The 19,721-nt window shown below is 58.5% G+C and carries 12 protein-coding genes; 4 read left to right on the top strand and 8 right to left on the bottom strand.

Annotation, left to right across the window (positions count from 1 at the left end):
* Window positions 1-52: 52 nt before the first annotated feature.
* A complete protein-coding gene (gene pepN, locus JK232_RS12880; protein WP_212589291.1) occupies window positions 53-2,683 on the bottom strand; it encodes an aminopeptidase N in 2,631 nt (876 codons plus the stop codon).
* A 497-nt stretch (window positions 2,684-3,180) separates the two neighbouring features.
* Here pepN and pncB point away from each other — a divergent pair, with 497 nt between their 5' ends.
* The 4 genes from pncB (at window position 3,181) to JK232_RS12860 (ending at window position 8,836) form a co-directional block, all read left to right on the top strand.
* Entirely contained in the window at window positions 3,181-4,386 is a 1,206-nt protein-coding gene (gene pncB, locus JK232_RS12875; protein ID WP_101827927.1) for a nicotinate phosphoribosyltransferase, read from the top strand.
* Window positions 4,387-4,612: 226 nt separating this feature from the next.
* The gene (asnS, locus tag JK232_RS12870) at window positions 4,613-6,013 is read left to right on the top strand and encodes an asparagine--tRNA ligase (protein ID WP_072925730.1); all 1,401 of its coding nucleotides are present in this window, start codon (window positions 4,613-4,615) and stop codon (window positions 6,011-6,013) included.
* 301 nt (window positions 6,014-6,314) lie between these two features.
* Window positions 6,315-7,418, top strand: coding sequence for a porin OmpF (gene ompF, locus JK232_RS12865; protein ID WP_072925732.1), 1,104 nt, complete (start codon window positions 6,315-6,317; stop codon window positions 7,416-7,418).
* 227 nt (window positions 7,419-7,645) lie between these two features.
* Window positions 7,646-8,836, top strand: a complete 1,191-nt coding sequence (locus JK232_RS12860; protein WP_072926846.1) for an amino acid aminotransferase — start codon at window positions 7,646-7,648, stop codon at window positions 8,834-8,836.
* 70 nt (window positions 8,837-8,906) lie between these two features.
* Here the strand turns inward: JK232_RS12860 and JK232_RS12855 are convergent, their stop codons facing one another.
* The 7 genes from JK232_RS12855 to cmoM all read right to left on the bottom strand — a co-directional run bounded on the left by JK232_RS12855 (window position 8,907) and on the right by cmoM (window position 19,710).
* Window positions 8,907-9,554, bottom strand: a complete 648-nt coding sequence (locus tag JK232_RS12855) for an MBL fold metallo-hydrolase (protein WP_212589290.1) — start codon at window positions 9,552-9,554, stop codon at window positions 8,907-8,909.
* 57 nt (window positions 9,555-9,611) lie between these two features.
* Window positions 9,612-10,163, bottom strand: coding sequence for a peptidoglycan L,D-endopeptidase MepK (gene mepK, locus JK232_RS12850; protein ID WP_072925738.1), 552 nt, complete (start codon window positions 10,161-10,163; stop codon window positions 9,612-9,614).
* Window positions 10,164-10,345: 182 nt separating this feature from the next.
* Window positions 10,346-12,208 (bottom strand): L,D-transpeptidase, encoded by a 1,863-nt coding sequence (ldtD, locus tag JK232_RS12845; RefSeq protein WP_101827925.1) that lies wholly within the window; start codon window positions 12,206-12,208, stop codon window positions 10,346-10,348.
* Between the two features lie 231 nt (window positions 12,209-12,439).
* Entirely contained in the window at window positions 12,440-16,888 is a 4,449-nt protein-coding gene (mukB, locus tag JK232_RS12840) for a chromosome partition protein MukB (protein WP_072925740.1), read from the bottom strand.
* Window positions 16,885-17,619, bottom strand: coding sequence for a chromosome partition protein MukE (gene mukE, locus JK232_RS12835; protein WP_072925744.1), 735 nt, complete (start codon window positions 17,617-17,619; stop codon window positions 16,885-16,887). The genes mukB and mukE overlap by 4 nt, the downstream gene beginning before the upstream one ends.
* Window positions 17,600-18,922, bottom strand: a complete 1,323-nt coding sequence (gene mukF / locus JK232_RS12830; RefSeq protein WP_072925747.1) for a chromosome partition protein MukF — start codon at window positions 18,920-18,922, stop codon at window positions 17,600-17,602. The genes mukE and mukF overlap by 20 nt, the downstream gene beginning before the upstream one ends.
* A complete protein-coding gene (cmoM, locus tag JK232_RS12825; protein ID WP_072925750.1) occupies window positions 18,919-19,710 on the bottom strand; it encodes a tRNA uridine 5-oxyacetic acid(34) methyltransferase CmoM in 792 nt (263 codons plus the stop codon). Before cmoM ends, mukF begins: the two co-directional genes overlap by 4 nt.
* Window positions 19,711-19,721 lie beyond the last annotated feature (11 nt).

The raw sequence follows: 19,721 nt of genomic DNA, 5'->3' as shown, positions 1-19,721 counted from the left end.
AAAGGCGCGGTGCCTGATGGCCCGCGCCTTTTTCATGGCTTACGCCCAGGGATCAGGCATCCAGCGCTTTGCTGATTTTCTCATACAGATCGCCGGAGAGGTTCGGCAGGCTTTTGAGCTGTTCCAGTGCCGCCCGCATCAGCGCCTGACGCGACTCATCATAACGTTGCAGGCGGATCAGCGGCTCAACCAGACGTGACGCCACCTGCGGGTTACGGGTGTTGAGGTCGGTGAGGATCTCGGTCAGGAAACGGTAACCGCTGCCGTCTGCCGCATGGAACGCCGCCGGGTTACCGGACGCAAACGCCCCGATCAGCGACCGCACACGGTTCGGGTTACTCAGGCTGAAGGAACGGTGGTTCAGCAGGCTGCGCACGTTCTCCAGCACATTTTCCGCCGGGCTGGTCGCCTGGAGGATGAACCACTTGTCCATCACCAGGCCATCCTGGTGCCAGCGCTCATCAAACGCCGTCAGCAGCGCCGTCCGGCACGGCAACTGGGCGGCAACCGCCGCCGACAGCGCAGCCAGCGCATCGGTCATGTTATCCGCTGCGTGGTACTGCTTCGCCACCAGCTGGTCAGCCCGCGCCGGGTCGCCAAAGGCCAGATAGCTGAGGCAGAGGTTGCGCAGGCTGCGCTTGCCGATGTCGGCGTGATCCACGCGGTATTCCGGCGTCAGGTTGGCGTAGTAAACCGCCAGCCATTCGTCCGCCATTTCGGTGGCCAGGCAGCCGACAATCGCAGCGTGCACCGCATGGATCGCTTCCGGATCGATGGTGGTAAACAGCTCCGCCATCTCATTTTCGGTCGGCAGCGACAGGATCTGGGCAATCAGTGCCGGTTCCAGCTTGTCATCCAGCAGAATACCGCGGAAGGCATCCGCCACATGCAGCGGCAGTGACAGCGGTTGTTTCTGCTGGTGGCGTGCCACGTTCAGGCGGATATAGAGCGCCAGCAGGCTTTGCGCCGCATCCCAGCGGGAGAACGGATCGGTGGCGTGCTGCATCAGGAACGTCAGTTGCTGGTCACTGTAGGGGTAATCCAGTTTCACCGGGGCGGAGAAGTGGCGCAGCAGCGACGGCACCGGCGGCAGGGCGATGCCGTCAAACACAAAGGTCTGCTCCGCTTCGGTCACGTTCAGCACCGAATGCACCGGGTTGCCGTCACGCATCAGCGGGATGACATTCCCCTCCTGGTCGTACAACTCAATATCCAGCGGGATGTGCAGCGGCAATTTCTCCTGCTTGTCCGCTGTCGGTGGCGTGGTCTGGCTGACATGCAGGCGGTACTGCTGAAGCTCGGTGCTGAATTCGTCACGTACCGTCAGCACCGGCGTACCGGACTGGCTGTACCAGCGGCGGAACAGCGACAGGTCAACGTTGGAGGCATCTTCCATCGCCTGCACGAAATCATCACAGGTGGCGGCGCTGCCGTCATGGCGCTCAAAGTAGAGCTGCATCCCGGCCTGGAACTGCGCCTCGCCCAGCAGCGTGTGCATCATGCGGATTACTTCCGCGCCCTTCTCATACACCGTCAGGGTGTAGAAGTTGTTCATCTCGATGACTTTGTCCGGGCGGATCGGGTGCGCCATCGGGCTGGCGTCCTCGGCAAACTGCGCGCTGCGCATCAGGCGCACGTTGGCGATGCGGTTGACCGGGCGGGAGCCGAGATCGGCGCTGAACTCCTGGTCACGGAACACCGTCAGCCCCTCTTTCAGGCTGAGCTGGAACCAGTCACGGCAGGTGACGCGGTTGCCGGTCCAGTTATGGAAATATTCATGGCCGATGACCCGCTCAATGTTCAGGTAGTCGGTGTCGGTGGCGGTTTCCGCCTTCGCCAGCACATATTTGGAGTTAAAGACATTCAGCCCTTTGTTCTCCATCGCGCCCATGTTGAAGAAGTCCACCGCCACAATCATATAGATGTCGAGGTCATACTCCAGGCCGAAGCGGGTTTCGTCCCACTTCATCGACTGTTTCAGCGAGGTCATCGCCCAGTCAGCGCGGTCCAGGTTGCCGCGGTCCACGTACAGTTCCAGCGCCACGTCACGCCCGGAGCGGGTAGTGAAGGTGTCACGCAGGACGTCAAAGTCCCCGGCCACCAGCGCAAACAGATAGCAAGGTTTCGGGAACGGGTCTTCCCAGCGGCTCCAGTGGCGGCCATCGCCGAGGTCGCCCTGCTCCAGCCGGTTACCGTTGGAGAGCAGGAACGGGTAGCGCGCCTTGTCTGCCACGATGCGGGTAGTGAAACGTGCCAGCACATCCGGGCGGTCAAGGTAATAGGTGATGTGGCGGAAACCTTCGGCTTCACACTGGGTGCAGAGCGCCTCGCCGGAGCGGTACAGTCCGTCCAGCGCGGTGTTCTGGGCGGGGTGGATCTGGTTAATGATGGTCAGGCTGAAGGCATCCGGCAGCTGATCCAGCACCAGCGTATGGGACTGCTGGTGATAGTGCGGCCAGGGCTGGCCGTCTACCGTGACGCTGAGGAGCGTCAGGTTTTCCCCATTCAGCACCAGCGGCGCGCCTACCGCGCCCAGGCGTTTGACCTGGCTGATGGCAGTGACGGTGGTGGTGTCGGCGTCCAGCTCAAAATTTAGGTCGATATCGGTAATGGTGTAGTCCGGGGCACGGTAATCGTGCCGGTATTTAGCCTGCGGCTGTGTTGCGGTAGAGACCTGTGTCATAGAAGCCCTTTGACGTCCGGATGATGGAGGTTAAGTAAGTGTATTCGGCTTGCGCCCTGCTGCCACCCTTCTTGCGGCAGGCGCAGCAGGAAAAGCCGGAAACGCCTTTTGCCTGACTTTATCATAGCCGGGATAAAATCCTAGTTTGTAAGCAACTTGTGAGCCTTTTGTGCTGTCCTGTGTTGTGCCTGCCGCTGTCTGAAAAGAGCCGGCGAACCGGGCCGGAAAAGCAGGCTGTGATCACAATGGGTAAGCCGCCGTGACCCTGAAACCAGGCGGGTTGCCGGTTCGTAACCACAATTTAATTTCATTGTCATATCATTTTTATAACATTTAAAACACATTAACGCGGCTGACGGCACGTTTACCTCTCGACCTTGCGTCGCCTTTTATGGTGTGATGAGGCTTCAATAACCGGATAATCAAGGTATACTTCACGCTCTTTGCTGATTATTCCGACTGTGGAAATGCTCCCAACGAGGATGCTGTAACGCGCTATGACTCACTACGCTTCCCCGATTTTGACGTCAATACTGGACACTGATGCCTATAAATTGCATATGCAGCAGGCTGTCTACCACCGGTATCATGACATTACCGTGGCCGCGGAATTCCGCTGCCGCGGCGATGAGCTGCTCGGTGAATACCGCGACGAGATCCAGGCGCAAATCACCCTGATGAGCGAACTGGCCCTGACCGACGAGGAGTACCAATACCTCGCCGGCCTGCCGTTTTTCCGCAAGGATTATCTGGACTGGCTGAAAGCATTCCGCTTTAACCCACAACAGGTGCAGGTCACCAACCGCCTCGGTACGCTGGAGATCCGCATCAGCGGGCCGTGGCGGGAAGTGGTGATGTGGGAAGTGCCGCTGCTGGCGGTGATAAGTGAAGTGGTGCACCGCCACCGCTCGCCGGATGCAACCCCGGAACAGGCAGTCAGCCAGTTGCGCGGTAAGCTGGAACGGTTCAGGGAACTGGCCGGTGAAACCGATATCTCACGCTTCCGGCTGATGGATTTCGGCACCCGCCGCCGTTTCTCCCAGGCGGTGCAGCAGGCGATTGTCACCACCCTGAAAAGCGATTTCCCTTATCTGGTCGGCACCAGCAATTACGATCTGGCGCGCCGCCTCGATCTGGCACCGGTCGGCACCCAGGCCCACGAATGGTTCCAGGCGCACCAGCAGATCTCCCCGGTGCTGGCCAACAGCCAGCGTGCCGCCCTGCAGGCGTGGCTGGATGAGTACCCGGCCCAGTTGGGTATCGCCCTGACGGACTGCATCACGATGGATGCCTTCCTGCGTGATTTCGGGCCGGACTTTGCCGGCCGTTATCAGGGCCTGCGCCACGACTCCGGCGACCCGCTGGAATGGGGCGAAAAAGCGATCGCCCATTATGAGAAGCTGGGCATTGACCCGATGAGCAAAACGCTGGTCTTCTCCGATAACTTGGATCTGGACAAGGCACTGGCGCTCTACCGCCATTTCGACCGCCGCATCAATCTGGTGTTCGGCATCGGCACCCGGCTGACCTGCGATCTCCCCGGCGTCAAACCGCTGAATATCGTTATCAAGCTGGTGGAGTGCAATGGCAAGCCGGTGGCGAAGCTCTCTGACAGCCCCGGTAAAACCATTTGTGAAGACCCGGCATTTGTCACGGCGCTGCGTAAAGCGTTCGATCTGCCGCGGGTACAAAAAGCCAGTTAAGGGCTGCCCGCTTTGCACCGGTTTTCCGGCCGGTGCAATTTTCCTCCTTTATATACCTCTCCTGCCCTATTCATTATGCGTATGAATTCCTCTGACATCCCTGAGAAATGTTGCGCTGCGCCCGTGATTTCTGCTTGTGTCCTGCGACGCGGTAAGTAACATAGCAAAACCCGCCTGTGCGCGGGTTCCGCAATTCTGAATTAACCTTTATTAAAGAGAGAAATCTATGAGCGTTGTGCCTGTAGTCGACGTACTGCAAGGCCGTGCTGCGGTTGACAGTGAAGTCACCGTACGCGGTTGGGTGCGTACCCGGAGAGATTCTAAAGCCGGCATCTCCTTCCTCGCCGTTTATGACGGCTCCTGCTTTAATCCATTACAGGCCGTCGTAAATAATTCTCTGTCCAATTACCAGGCTGATGTGCTGCGCCTGACGACAGGGTGCTCTGTGGAAATCACCGGCACCGTGGTGGCGTCACCGGGTGAAGGCCAGAGCTTTGAATTGCAGGCCACGGCAGTGAACGTGGTGGGCTGGGTGGACGATCCGGACACCTACCCGATGGCGGCCAAACGCCACAGCATCGAATACCTGCGGGAAGTGGCGCACCTGCGCCCGCGTACCAACCTGATTGGTGCCGTTGCCCGTGTGCGCCACACCCTGGCGCAGGCGATCCACCGCTTCTTCCATGAAAATGGCTATTTCTGGGTGTCCACGCCGCTTATCACCGCGTCCGATACAGAGGGTGCCGGTGAGATGTTCCGCGTTTCAACGCTGGATCTGGAAAACCTGCCGCGTGACGATCAGGGCCGGGTTGATTTCAGTGAGGATTTCTTCGGGAAAGAGGCATTTTTGACCGTTTCCGGCCAATTGAACGGCGAAACCTACGCCTGTGCCCTGTCCAAGGTTTATACCTTTGGCCCGACGTTCCGTGCGGAAAACTCCAACACCAGCCGCCACCTGGCAGAATTCTGGATGATTGAGCCGGAAGTCGCCTTTGCGAACCTGGATGACGTAGCAGGTCTGGCTGAAAAAATGCTGAAATATGTGTTTCAGGCCGTGTTGGACGAGCGTGCTGATGACCTGGCGTTCTTTGCAGAGCGTGTGGACAAAGACGCGATTTCCCGCCTTGAGCGTTTTGTCAGCTCTGATTTCGCCCAGGTGGATTACACCGATGCGATTGAGATTCTGATCAACTCCGGCCAGACGTTTGAAAACGCCGTGAGCTGGGGCATTGACCTCTCCTCTGAGCATGAGCGTTATCTGGCCGAGAAACACTTCAAAGCGCCGGTGGTGGTGAAAAACTACCCGAAAGACATCAAAGCGTTCTATATGCGCATGAATGAAGACGGCAAAACCGTAGCAGCCATGGACGTGCTGGCACCGGGCATCGGTGAAATTATCGGCGGTTCCCAGCGTGAAGAACGCCTGGACGTGCTGGATCAGCGTCTGGAAGCGATGGGCCTGAATAAAGAAGACTACTGGTGGTACCGCGATCTGCGCCGTTACGGCACCGTGCCGCACTCCGGTTTCGGTCTTGGTTTTGAGCGTTTAATCGCCTATGTCACCGGCGTACAGAACGTGCGTGATGTTATCCCCTTCCCGCGTACCCCACGCAACGCCAGCTTCTGATTGTCAGAAACTGTACAATTAAGACAATTTTGTTACAAATCAGAGGCCAGCAATGCTGGCCTTTTACATTTTTTTAAATTTAGATCCCGGTCACAAAGTTCCCTAATTTTTACATTTTGTAATAATTAGTTTCCTTCTGAAACCTCATTAGGCCTTTGGTAGCATTTTCGCGGTAGATTAACCGCATCGCGAATGGAACACTGCGTGCAGACACAGGAAGACACCATACTCTCAACAATAGTTCCCTGAATTATTGGCGGCAGTGGCAAGGTGTCCGAATAACACCAATGAGGGTAATATAATGATGAAGCGCAACATTCTTGCAGTGGTTATCCCGGCTCTGTTGGCTGCTGGTGCAGCAAACGCCGCCGAAATCTACAACAAAGATGGCAACAAGCTGGATCTGTACGGTAAAGCCGTAGGTCTGCATTATTTCTCCGATGACGAAGGTTCTGATGGTGACAACACCTACGTTCGTTTCGGCTTCAAAGGTGAAACCCAGATTACTGACCAACTGACCGGTTTCGGCCAGTGGGAATACAACGTTCAGGCGAACAACTCCGAAGGTTCCGACGCGCAAGACGGTAACAGAACCCGTCTGGGCTTCGCTGGTCTGAAATTCGGTGACTACGGCTCCTTCGACTACGGCCGTAACTATGGCGTGATCTACGACGCCATTGCCTGGACCGACATGCTGCCGGAATTCGGCGGTGACTCCAGCTACTCCGATGGCTTCCTGAGCGGCCGTTCTACCGGTGTGGCCACCTACCGTAACCAGAACTTCTTCGGCCTGGTTGACGGCTGGGACTTCGCTGTACAGTACCAGGGCAAAAACGAACGTGAAGACGACATCCGTCGTGCTAACGGTGACGGCTGGGCACTGTCTACCTCTTACACCAGCGAAATCGGTGTAGGCATCGTGGGTGCATACGGCGAATCTGACCGTACCAACGAGCAAAACGCAGCTGGCGTGCTGGGTAGCGGTGACAAAGCTCAGAGCTGGGCAACTGCGCTGAAATATGATGCCAACAACATCTACCTGGCAGCCATGTACGGTGAAACCCGTAACGCCACCCCAGTTTCCGGTACGGTAACCACCCCTGCGGGCAACGAAGTGGATGTCAGCGGCTTCGCTCAGAAAGCGCAAAACTTTGAATTGGTTGCTCAGTACCAGTTCGACTTCGGTCTGCGTCCGTCCCTGGCGTACGTTCAGTCCAAAGGTAAAGACATCGAAGGCATCGGCGACGTTGACCTGATCAAATACTTCGATGTGGGCGCGACCTACTACTTCAACAAAAACATGTCCACCTACGTTGACTACCGTATCAACCAACTGGATGACGATAACGCACTGGGTCTCAACAACGACGACATCGTTGCACTGGGTCTGGTTTACCAGTTCTAATCGACTTGCTGCCTGACCCCGGTCAGGTATGCTGAAAGGCAGGGCATTGGCCCTGCCTTTTCTTTTTGCTTTTTTCAGCCTGTCCTGTTGCTTTCCCGCCCTTCCGGTACTTGTCGAACCACCTTCACAAATCACGTACTTTTTGCCGCAAACGGTTGGCAAAGCAGAAACATGGCGTTAACCTGAAGCTTCTGCCCGCTTATCACCAAGCCATGGATATTTCTGACATGTTTGAGAAAATCACCGCTGCCCCGGCCGACCCGATTCTGGGACTGGGCGATCTGTTTCGTGCTGATGACCGTCTGACCAAAATCAACCTCGGGATCGGCGTCTATAAAGATGAAACCGGCCAAACCCCGGTGCTGACCAGTGTGAAAAAGGCCGAGCACTATTTGCTGGACAATGAGACGACCAAAAACTACCTGAGCATTGACGGCATTCCGGCCTTTGCTGAGTGCACCCAGGCTCTGCTGTTCGGCCGCGACAGCGCCATCATCGCTGACCGCCGCGCCCGCACCGCCCAGACACCGGGCGGCACCGGCGCCCTGCGTGTGGCGGCTGACTTCCTGGCCACCCAGACCACCGTGAAACGGGTCTGGATCAGCAACCCGACCTGGCCAAACCATAATAATGTGTTTGGCTCTGCCGGGCTGGAGGTGGTGAATTACGATTACTACGACGCAGAAAACCATACGCTGAATTTTGAGGGTATGCTGGCAAGCCTTGAGGCGGCGCAGGCCGGTGATGTGGTGCTGTTCCACGGCTGCTGCCATAACCCGACCGGAATCGACCCGACGCCGGCGCAGTGGCAACAACTGGCTGACCTCTCCCGCGCCAAAGGCTGGCTGCCGCTGTTTGACTTTGCCTATCAGGGCTTTGCCAACGGGCTGGAAGAGGATGCCCAGGGCCTGCGGATTTTTGCGGCCCAACATGCTGAACTGATCGTGGCCAGCTCCTACTCGAAAAACTTTGGCCTGTATAACGAGCGCGTCGGTGCCTGTACACTGGTCGCCGCGGATGCAGAGAATGCTGACCGGGCGTTCAGCCAGATCAAAGCTACGGTGCGTGCCAACTACTCTAACCCACCGGCGCACGGTGCGGCCGTGGTCGCGACCATTCTCGGCAACGACGCCCTGCGCGCCCTCTGGGAACAGGAGCTGACTGACATGCGCCAGCGCATCCAGCGTATGCGCCAGTTGTTTGTGCATACCCTGCAGGAGAAAGGCGCACAGCAAGATTTCAGCTTTATCATCAAACAGAACGGGATGTTCTCGTTCAGCGGCCTGACCAAAGATCAGGTGCTGCGCCTGCGTGACGAGTTTGGCGTGTACGCCGTGAACTCCGGCCGTGTCAACGTTGCCGGTATGACGCCGGATAACATGGCGCCGCTGTGTGAGGCGATTGTCGCGGTGCTCTGAACCCCAGGCACAAAAAAGCCAGCCGCGAGGCTGGCTTTTTTTATGGCGGCCTGTGCCCGCTCAGCAGGCATTACCACACGGGCGGTTCATCCTGCAGGAAGGGGTTGGTCAGGCGTTCATGGCCCAGCGTGGAGCGTGGCCCATGCCCCGGCAGGAAAGTGACGTCATCTCCCAACGGCAGCAATTTGGTGCGGATGGCGTGGATCAACGCCTGATGGTCACCGCGCGGGAAGTCCGTCCGCCCTACTCCGCCTTTGAAGATCACATCCCCGGATACCAGCATTTTCGCCGCCCGGTTCACAAACACAATGTGTCCCGGCGTATGGCCGGGGCAATGCAGCACATCCAGCTGCATATTGCCCACGGTCACGCTTTCCCCTTCGTCCAGCCAGCGGTCCGGCGTCAGCGGCGCACACTCCGCCAGCCCGAACATCTGACTCTGCGCCGGCAGCGCCTCCAGCCAGAAGCGGTCTTCCGGGTGCGGCCCCACCAGCGGCACGCCGTAATGCTGCGCCAGCTCTGCCGCGGCCCCGACATGGTCGAGGTGGCCGTGGGTCAGCAGGATCTGGGTGACATGGACATTTTTTGCCGCTACCTGGGCGATAATGGTTTCAGCGTCACCGCCCGGATCGACAATCGCCGCGTCATGGGTGGCATTACACCAGATCAAAGAACAGTTTTGCGCAAACGCTGTGACAGGAATGGTAAGAATATTCATAAGGCTCCATGGCCGGTGCAGGACGCCTCCCGCACCGGTTAAAACGCATACGGATACTTAAGACCAGTGGCGTACCGGGCCGGTATCAATATGCACAAAGTTGCTTCGTGGGTAATATCCTACACCACCGGCACGCATTTTTAATGCCGCCTTACGGATATTACTCAGTTGCACGCCTTCAATATGAAAATCCATAGCACGGCCCAGCGTATGGTAGCTGTGTTTAGCCACCCCGCTGCTGTGTTTACGTAAATCATCATTGGTGGCAACAGAACGATAGCCGGAGATTAACTGAATGGGTTTGTTATTTCCCAATAATACCTGCAGGCGATAAAGCTGATCGAACAGTGCGGTATCAATGGTTTTCATTTTATTTGCGCGAAAATCGCGGAACAAATGATTCAGCCTGGACAACTCATCCTTGTTGTAAGACTTCCCGTCAAAGAACTCGGCTTTGAGAGATTCCCCGGTATGCAGATTATTCAGCGTTAATACGCGGGGACGAGGAGTTGAGAGCGTTGCGAACGCCTGCCCTGGAAGCAGTGCGATCCCCATAGCGGCGCCACCGAGCGCCAGCCACTTTCGGCGTTGTTTATCGATTTGATCCATGAACTGTCTGATTACCCGGCAAGAGAGTCAAAAAATAAGCACATTATTTGTGCTGTCCCGAACCATAACTGCCATTGAGGAGCGAGTCAACCCACGCTAAAACAGGCTGACTTGCCGCCCCGGCCGGGGCGGACAAAAATCAACCTATTGATCAGACCGTTAATTCAGTGGAATTGCTGCATTTATTGCAGCAGGCGTTCAGCCTGAGGCAGGATTTGTGCGCCGGATCGCACTGTATTATCGTAATTGTAAATATCTGTACGAAATTGTGGCTTGCCGTCATCGGCAACCCAGGCCGTCAGATAATAAAGCTGTACCGGAATATGGTGACGGATCGGCACATAGGTCGTATTCCCGGCTTCCAGCGTCGAATTAACCCGTGCGTCATTCCAGCCGGCATCCTGTAATAACATGCCAGCCAATACCGATGCTTTATTAACCCGCACACAACCGGAACTTAACGCGCGAATATCTTTCTGGAACAGCGCATGGTTCGGCGTGTCATGCAGGTAAATCGCATCGGAACTCGGCATATTAAATTTATAACGCCCCAGCGAGTTGGTGGCGCCCGGTGCCTGGCGCAGCCGGTACGGGAAGTTTTGCGGCGATACCATACTCCAGTCAATCATCGACGGGTCGATCACTTCCGCATCATTACTCCACCCGCTCAGCACCGTATAGCCGTGGGTTTGCAGGTAACTGGCGTCATGCATCGCCTTGGGAATAATATCCTGGCGAATAAGCGTGGTCGGCACATTCCAGGGCGGGTTGACCACCACATTATTCAGCGCACTGCTCATCAGCGGGGTTTTGCGGCTCGGGCGGCCGACAATCACCCGTGACGACAGCACTTCGCTCCCGTCGCGGTAGTACACCAGCGAATAGTTAGGGATGTTGACCATAATGCCGGTGTTCACGTTCGCCGGCAGAATGCGCAGCCGCTGGATGTTCAGCGCCAGCAGCGTCGCGCGGGTATGGGGCGACACGTTCAGCCATTCGCGCGTGCGTTTCCCAATGACCCCATCTTCGGCCAGCCCTTGCCATTTCTGGAAGCGCTTGACGCCCTCCACCAGATCCGGCGTGTACTGGTTATCCTGGACTTCGGTGGCGGTATCCGGCGTGGCGGCCGGTGGGCTTTGCGGCGTAGGCGGCACATCGTTCACCGGTGCGGCCGCCGGGCTGACGGTCGCCGGTGGGCTGTCCTCATGCGCGGAAGTCTCATCAACGAACAGATCATCTTCCGCAGACGGCTTACTGGCAGCGATTTGTTCCGCCGGGATAGGATCCGGGTCAGCCGTGGCCGGGGCATCGGCATTCATCATGCCGGACCGGGCCAGAATTTCCCGCAATGCCGGAATATCATCGCTCAGCTGGCCCGGCCGCAGGCTCGGGCCGTTAACCAGTTGCGGCCAGGGGCGGCTGTCAGCCAGCATGTCTTTCAGCGCCTGGTGCATACGTGCATATTGCGGGTGCTGCGGTGCCAATGAAGCCAGGTAGTGTTGCAGGCTGGCCGGGTTCTGCGCCTGATGGGCGAGCGCCACCTGCCATTGGTTGATCACCGTGGCTGCCGGCAATGACATTTTGTACGGCGTGCTGCTGTAGAGCCAGTTGCTGCCGTTGGCACTGACGCCCGACACAAACTGCAAGTAACCGAGCATGGCATCAGACAGCACAATGTCGCGCGCCATCCCGGTTAAATCAGGGTTACTCAGTTGACGCACCCACTGGGTAAATTGTGGCTGCACGCCGGAGATGGCCAGCTCCGCGAGTTGCTGCTGGAACAGCTGTACCGCCTGCTCATCCTGCCACATCGGTTGCATATGGCGGGCCGCATAAAGTGAAGACAGCGTATTCAGATAAAAAGGCGTTATCTTTTGCGGCAGCGCAGCCCGCAGTTGGTTACCGGCATCATGTGCGCTCATGTTGCCCGTCGCGTGGGGTAATGCCGGCATCGCCGCATCCGCCCGCAGCGGGGACGCAGTGCCCCAGGCCAGTGCGCAGGCAATGGCCAGACTCTTCAATGTAGTAGGATGTATAAGCATCATCCCTTGCCCCCTGATTAAATACAAATAGATATCAATCATCTACTTGTGCTGAAACATCCTATAAGTATAAAGCAGAACTGGCTTTTTGCTCTTTTGCGGCCGCAATCAGTGAAACCGGGAAAGCGCAGCCGGCCATCTGCCGTGCCAAACAGCGTGGCAGAAAGGCACACAAATGAAAAGCCGCCCGAAGGCGGCTGGAAAGATTTATTTTTCTCAACTATTACGCGCTGCTCAGGCTTCTGCGGCCAGGCTGCGATCCGTTTCCGGTTCACCGGCGGCGAAACCACGCAGCCCCACCACATGCACATGCTCATGGTTCTGCACCACTTTACGCACCAGCTTGTAGGTGGTGCCCTTTTCAGGGCTGATGTTTTCCGGCGCAGCGATGATCAGCTGCATCTCAAGGCGGTCGCACAACTCAAACAGCGTGGCGATCGATTTGGCATCCAGACGGGCTGCCTCATCCAGGAACAGCAGGCGGCAAGGGGAGATGTCTTTGCCGCGCAGGCGGCGTGACTCCTCTTCCCAGCTCTGCACCACCATCACCAGAATCGACATCCCGGTGCCGATGGCCTCCCCGGTGGAGAGCGCCCCACTCTCTGCACGCAGCCAGCCGTCCGATCCGCGGTAGACCTCCACTTCCATTTCCAGATAGTTGCGGTAGTCCAGCAACTCCTCGCCAATGGTTTGCGGGGTGCGCTGGCCCATGTCGATCTGCGGGTTCAAGCGCTGATAGAGTTTCGCCAGCGCTTCAGAGAAGGTCAGGCGGTTGCTGTTGAACAAATCCTGATGCTGTTCCTGCTGCTCGGAGAGCACATCCAGCAGGGTGGCATGGGCTTCACGCACATTGACGTTGAGGCGCACACTTTTCACCTGACCGAACGCCACCGCCTGCAAGCCCTGGTTCAGCATACGGATGCGGTTTTGCTCGCGCTGGATGGTTTTGCGGATGATGTTTGCCACACTCTTCGAGCTGATCGCCAGCTTCTGCTCGCGCGCCGTCAGTTCTTCCGTCAGGCGGCCCAGCTCAATCTCCATCTGTTCGATCGCTTCCACCGGATCATCGGTGCGGATGATGTCCTGGCGGATACGTTCGCGCAGATGCTGGTAGACCGCAATATAGAACTGGATTTTGCGCTCCGGCCGTTTGGGATCTTCAGAAAGGCGCAGCACATCGCGCAGGTGCTCGTTGTCTGATACTGCCAGGCGCAGCGCGCCCAGCGCCTTATCCGACATGGAGCGCAGCTCATCGGCACTCATGTACGCCAGTTCGCGACGGTGCAGGCGGCGTTCGACGCCGTTATCTTTCACCAGACGCATCACGGCGCACCAGCCCGCTTTCGCGGAAACCACCTGCTCACGCAGCTGATGGTAGTCACGCTCTACTTTACGCAGCCGTTTTTGCAGCCCGTCCATTTCGGCTTCGCAGAATGTCAGCTGTTTCTCAAGCTGGTTGCGGCGCGCGCGGTTATGGCTGAGCGCAGCGTGCAACTCATCCCGGCGCGTCCGGGCGCGGGCTTCGGCATCGGCATCGGCCTGAACGCCGATCTCCAGCAGCTCCTGCCCCAGCTCTTTCAGCATGTCGCGTTTCGCGTCATACGAACTTTTCAACGACGCCAGCACCTGGCTGTACTGGGTCAGCTGGGCCTGATGCTGACGCAGCAGGTCACGTGCGCGGCTGCGTTCCGCCTCAGCATGTTCCAGCTGCTGACGCAGTTTGTCATTCAGGTCAGCGTTGTCGTCCAGCATCCCGGCCGATTGGGTATAGCTGAAGTGCGCGCGGCGCTGCACCACTTCGGTCAGGGCGAAGGCCTGCTGCTTGGCCAGCCGCTGGGTATGCTGGGCGTCGGCGTAATCCGCCTTCAGTTGCTCATGCTGTTCCGGGTCGCTTTGCAGTACCGGCACCAGCGGCTCCAGGCGGGCCAGCGCCGCGCCGTGCTGTTGCAGGAAACGGGCCGCCTCCTGTGCTTCCTCCAGCTCTTCGCGGATTTCATCTGCCCGGTCAGCCAGCGTTTCATCACACAGCAACCCCACGCGCGGCAGCAGGCGGTTCAGCAGGGCAATCCCCTCTTTTGCCTGCTCAAACTGCTGGCGCTGTTGCTGGTGCTGGCCCTCATAGGCGGCCAGCGCCCGCTCCAGCTCACCGCGGCGGGTAGTCAGCGCCCGGATTTCCGCTTCCGGATCATCCTCAAAGGCCACGGCCAGATGGGTACCGATAAAGCGGCTGAACGCCTGATGGGCACGCTGGATTTTCTGCACGTCAAACGAGAGCGTGGCGTAGCGTTCCGCCAGCTTTTCGCGTTCCTGATTCAACGTCTCCAGCCGGCTTTCACGGGCGGCGCGGCCAAACAGCGGCACCGACGGGAAGCGGGAGTAACGCCACTGGCGGTCAGCGACTTTCACCAGCACCGCGCGTTCCATCTCTTCCACGCCAAAGACGCTGTCATCAAAGGATTGGGGATCCCCTTCGATCAGATAGAGATCTTCCGGGCACTCTTCCAGGCCGTTGATCTGATCGCGGATCAGCGAGAGATCCGGTACCACGATGGCATGGCGCGACGGGCCATACAGCGCGGAGAAGTACGGCGCATCCTCCAGCGTGACGTCATCATAAATTTCAGAGAGCAGCACACCGCCAAACCGCTCGGCCAGCGCCACCAGGCGCGGATCTTCCGCGCCGCCCGGTTGGCTGAGGCGCTCAATCTGCCCCTCAATCCGGCGTTTGCGTGTGGCCACTTCATCACGTTCAACGGTGGTTTCGCGCTCGCTCTCCAGCAACTGCTGCATGTACTCGGTGACCTGGGTGCTGCTCTCCAGCGCCTCACCGCTCTGCGTGGCGAGCTGGTCGAGTGCTTCCTGCGCGGCCAGCCAGACCGGCGCACGCGCCGTCAGCGCTTTGATGCGCTGCTGCAACTGCTCAGACTCCTGGCGCATCTCCATGCGGTGTTCACCGGCTTCCGCCACCGTGGCGGAGAGCGTTTCAATGCGCTCTTCCAGCTCGTCCTGCACGCCTTCCAACTCTTCCGGCTGGTAGTCACGCCCGGTACGTTTGCAGAACTCCTGCAACTGGCGCTCCGCATCCTGCTGTTCACGCAGGCGCTGCTCCAGTTCGCTCAGGCGCATCCGCAACGGCTGAACCCGCTCCGCCTGGTGCTGCTGGTTGCCCCAGTCACGCAACAGCTCGCGTGCCGTCTGCCAGGCATCACTGCGGCTGACGTCACCGGCGATATTGACCACCAGCTGGTAGGCGGTTTCGAATTGCGTGTGCGCGGCCTCGGCCACGCTCATTTTCTGCTCAAGCTGTAACAGCGTCTCGGTGCTTTCCTGCTCTTTCGCGCGGAACGTCTCCAGCCACGACTCCGCGTTGCCGATCTCCAGATCCGGCAGATCGCAGAGTTCACGCGCGCGGGTCAGCGCATGTAACGCCTGCTGGTACTGGATGGCGCGGGTCTGCTGCACATCCAGCGCCTGCTGGTAATCGGCAAGCTGGCTTTTCAGCTCATCCACTTCGGCCTCGGCCGCTTCAGCACGCGCTTCATGCTCGGCATGCAGCTCGCCGGCTTCGGCCACCACCTCATTCTGTTCTTCCAGCCGGTAGGTCAGCTCGTCGAGGTCGCCCTGGTAGCGCTCGATTTTCTCCTGCTGGCGCATGGCGGTCTGCACCAGATTAAGATGATCGCTCGCGGCCTGGTAATCCGTTTCGAGATCGGATTCGGCACCGCTGTGCTCACTCAGCTCGCGGGCCATTTCCACATGGCGGTACTGCTCGTGCGCCAGCTGTTTGCGGCCCGACAGCAACTCCTGCCGCAACGCCAGGGCGCCGTCCAGATGCACCCGGCGCTCATTGGCGTGGCGCATATAGTCCGCGGCCACGTAGGACGTCGCTTCGGTGATCAGGTGCTTGAAGAGATCGCGGTCTGACTGGGTCACGCGGATCGCTTCCAGCGTCATGCGGTTTTCACGCAGCGCGGCTTCCATGTCCTGGAACGCCTTGCGCACCCCGCTGTTCTCCGGCAACAGGTAGTCGCGCAGCGAGCGGGTAATGGTGCTGGAGATGCCGCCATACAGCGACGCCTCAATCAGGCGGTAGAATTTACTGCGATCGGATGAGGAGCGCAGGCGGCGCGGAATAATCCCCAGATCAAACATCAGGGAGTGGTAATCGGTGATGGAGTTGAACTGCTTGAACTGCACCCCTTCGATCGACTCCACCCGCTCTTTCAGCTCCTGCAGGGAGAGCACGCGTGCCTGGCGTTCACCCACGGTTTCCGTAAGGATCTGCGTCGGTTGCAGGGAAGTCGGCAGCCCCTGGATGGTAAAGGGTTTGATGTCCACTTTACGATCGCGCCCGGCGACCTGTTGCAGGCGCACGCCGACAATCACCCGCTGGTGGCGGGAGTTCACCGTGTCCAGCGCCGAATAGCAGACGCCGGCCCGCAGTTTGCCGTGCAGCCCCTTGTCACGCGAGCCGCTGGTCGCCCCGGCTTCGGTGGTATTACGGAAGTGCAGCAGCGTCAGGTCCGGGATCAGGGCGGTGACAAACGCCGCCATGGTGGTGGATTTACCGGCCCCGTTCCCGCCTGACAGCGTGGTGACCAGCTCATCAAGATCAAAGGTTCTGGCAAAAAAGCCGTTCCAGTTAACCAGTGTCAGTGAGCGAAATTTACCGCGTTCAATCATTCCTGTTCATCCTCTGCACGCACCGGCGCACTGTTGCCGGTCTGTTCGCCTTCGCTGTCGTCGGTATCATCCTGCAGTGACAGGCTGCTCTCCACCGGCATGGCTTCGCCGTCACGGATCATACGCAGTTGCGCCTCGCGCGGGTCATCGCCGCTGCGCACATCGGCGCCAAAGCGGAACACCGCCTCCGTGATACGGAATTTGCTGTTGTCGCCGCCCATGAAATAGACCATGCCGAGGCGGCGCAGGCGGTTCAGTGACGTGCGCACCTTATCCTGCAACTTCTGGCGGTCCAGATCCGAGCCGGTCGAGCGCTGGTTCACAAATTTCAGCAGTTTGTTCTCATCCGCCAGGCTCAGCAGCTCATCATACAGCTCCTGCTGGCTGAAGATGCCCTCATGCGCCAGCCGCTCGGGGCTGAGGTAGAGGTAACAGAGGATCTTGCCGACCATCATGTCCAGCTCGGAGAGCACCGAACGCGGGATCAGGGTGGTAGAGCGCGGGCGCAGGTAGAAGAACCCTTCCGGCGCGCGGATCAGCTCCACGTTGTAGCGCAGGTAAAACTGCTCAATCTCTTCCTGGTAGTCCATCAGGAAGGCATGGTTATCCAGCTCTTCAATGCCGATATGGCGGCCGCTGCGCAACTGGCTGTCGAGCGACGGAAACAGGGGATTTGCCAATGCCTGTGCCAGTTTAACCGGCATAACTGCTTCAATATTTATCGATGACATGGGCCTGCACCTTGGCTCCGTAATCATTGATTGCCTGCCATTCGGCCGGCAATCCGGTGAAATCTGCTTCGGCCACACCAAGGCGTACCGCCTGGTCGACCACGATGCGTGCCACATCAAAATGACGCGCACGCGGGTACTGTGCCAGGTAGTCACGCATGACACTACCCAGGTTAAGCGGGGTGTTCTCGTCACGGTAGACCGCCAGCGCCTGTTCAATCATGGCGGCCAGCTGCTCCCGGATTTCGTTAAATTCTTCAAACTCCAGATCAGGCGGCAGTTCGCCGGTGACCTCTTCATTGCGCAGCGCCAGCTCCTCATCACGCATGTCGAGCAGACGCTCGGCGTTGGCGTAGGTGAGCGTCCAGGGCTGGTCAAAATAGCCCTGCACCGACTGGCGCAGGCGCTGGGCAAAGACCCGGTTCTTGTCCATGTCAATCGCGGTACGGATGAACTTATGGACATGGCGGTCGTAGCCGATCCAGAGGTCAATCGCCTGCTGGCCCCAGCTGATGATGCGGTCCAGCTTGTTTTGCAGGTCAAATACCTGTTTGTCGATAAAGCTCAGATCCATTTCCAGCGGCATCGCCGCCTGGATGCGCAGCAGGTTGGCCTGCAACTTGTCACCGGCCGCCTCCAGGGTATCCTGCAACTCACGCAGCGTACCGGAGGTTTCCGACAGCAGCAGCTCACAGCTGGAGATGGCCGCGCGCCAGTCTTTGTTCAGCAGGGCGGCGATATCCTCTTTCACGCCCTGTTGTTGCTCATCCATCACCCGCTGGCTGAGATCGATGCTGTCAAACACCTCGGCGACCGAATATTTCAGCGGCGCAAACACGTCGCGGTGCCAGTGGAGCTCATCCCCGCCCTCTTCGGCGGCATCGGCGGCGCGCTTCAGCTCCTGGGCCACCATCGACAACTGCATCGAGAGCCGCAGGGTCGAGAACTCCCGCTGGCGGATGTAGTAATCCGTAATGCCGATGCCGAGCGGCGTCAGGCGGTAGATGGCGAGGCCATCCGCCTGTTCACTGGTGAAGCGGTTAATGAGCCGCTGTTTGACCATGTCGTTGATGGCGTTGTTGGCACGCACACTGATGGTTTCACTGGTCTGCTCAAAGCCGTCACTGACGTGGCGAAAGGCATCGATCAATTCGCCTTCACTCATTTCACCGTCAAGGCGTTCGCCGTTGAGGGTGGCGATAGCCAGTAAAAAGGCCAGCCGCTCCGTGGGAAGCGAAATAGCGAAGTCATTTTTCCGTGCCCAGGCGACCAGTTCGGGTACAGTCTGGGAAAATTCACTCATGATTCGTCCTTCACATTCGGTTTGTGCGCCATCACATGGATGTAACGCCCCAAACTCACAAAAGGTTCCTGCCGGCAGTAACGCTGCTCCAGCGCCAGCAGGTCAGCGAACGCTTCTGTCTGCTGCTGTTTATTTTTCAGGTAGTCATGGAATACCCGGACCCCGGTTTTGCCGCGGATCGTCATGCCCATTTCTTCCAGCCAGCGGTAAACCTCCGCCGGGATTAACGGGTAGTCCGGCGCCAGTGAGCGCTTGTTTTTGACCGGCATCCCTTCATTTACATACTCAAAATTGCCGACCACCATATGGCGCATCAGCAACCCGTGATGGTTAAAAAACATCAGTGACAGCGCGCCGCCGGGGGCCAGGCAGGCATTGAGCGCGGCCAGGGCCTGCTGCGGCTCTGCCACCCACTCCAGCACCGCATGGAACAGGATAAGATCCACCGGTTGCGTGAGATGCTGCGCAATATCCTGCACGGCACTTTGCACACACTGCATGTTGTGGCTGACCCCTTTTGCCTGCGCCGCCTCTCTGGCGCGCTGGATCATCTCACCGGAGAGATCGCACAACAAGACCTGATGTCCTAAAGCGGCCAGTTCGCAGGCCATTTTTCCCTCACCGCCGCCGGCATCCAGAATGCGCAGGGGCCGTTGCGGCAACGTCGCCAGCAACCCGGTCAAATCCTGCCAGACAACCGCCTCGCGGATTTTGCCTTTGGTGGTGCCGTAGATATTGCGTGCAAACTTTTCAGCAATATCATCAAAATTGCGGCCGGGTATCGACATGAGGGGTAACA

Source organism: Nissabacter archeti (assembly GCF_018257325.1).
GTDB lineage: Bacteria > Pseudomonadota > Gammaproteobacteria > Enterobacterales > Enterobacteriaceae > Chimaeribacter > Chimaeribacter arupi.
The sequence above is the reverse complement of the archived record's forward strand: the minus strand, read 5'-3'. Positions and strand labels throughout refer to the sequence as shown.

Coding starts and splice junctions, on each gene's coding strand:
- asnS (WP_072925730.1), top strand. CDS start 4,613: ATGAGCGTTGTGCCTGTAGTCGACGTACTGCAAGGCCGTGCTGCGGTT.
- cmoM (WP_072925750.1), bottom strand. CDS start 19,710: ATGTCGATACCCGGCCGCAATTTTGATGATATTGCTGAAAAGTTTGCA.
- ldtD (WP_101827925.1), bottom strand. CDS start 12,208: ATGATGCTTATACATCCTACTACATTGAAGAGTCTGGCCATTGCCTGC.
- mukB (WP_072925740.1), bottom strand. CDS start 16,888: ATGATTGAACGCGGTAAATTTCGCTCACTGACACTGGTTAACTGGAAC.
- pepN (WP_212589291.1), bottom strand. CDS start 2,683: ATGACACAGGTCTCTACCGCAACACAGCCGCAGGCTAAATACCGGCAC.
- mukE (WP_072925744.1), bottom strand. CDS start 17,619: ATGTCATCGATAAATATTGAAGCAGTTATGCCGGTTAAACTGGCACAG.
- ompF (WP_072925732.1), top strand. CDS start 6,315: ATGATGAAGCGCAACATTCTTGCAGTGGTTATCCCGGCTCTGTTGGCT.
- mukF (WP_072925747.1), bottom strand. CDS start 18,922: ATGAGTGAATTTTCCCAGACTGTACCCGAACTGGTCGCCTGGGCACGG.
- JK232_RS12860 (WP_072926846.1), top strand. CDS start 7,646: ATGTTTGAGAAAATCACCGCTGCCCCGGCCGACCCGATTCTGGGACTG.
- pncB (WP_101827927.1), top strand. CDS start 3,181: ATGACTCACTACGCTTCCCCGATTTTGACGTCAATACTGGACACTGAT.
- JK232_RS12855 (WP_212589290.1), bottom strand. CDS start 9,554: ATGAATATTCTTACCATTCCTGTCACAGCGTTTGCGCAAAACTGTTCT.
- mepK (WP_072925738.1), bottom strand. CDS start 10,163: ATGGATCAAATCGATAAACAACGCCGAAAGTGGCTGGCGCTCGGTGGC.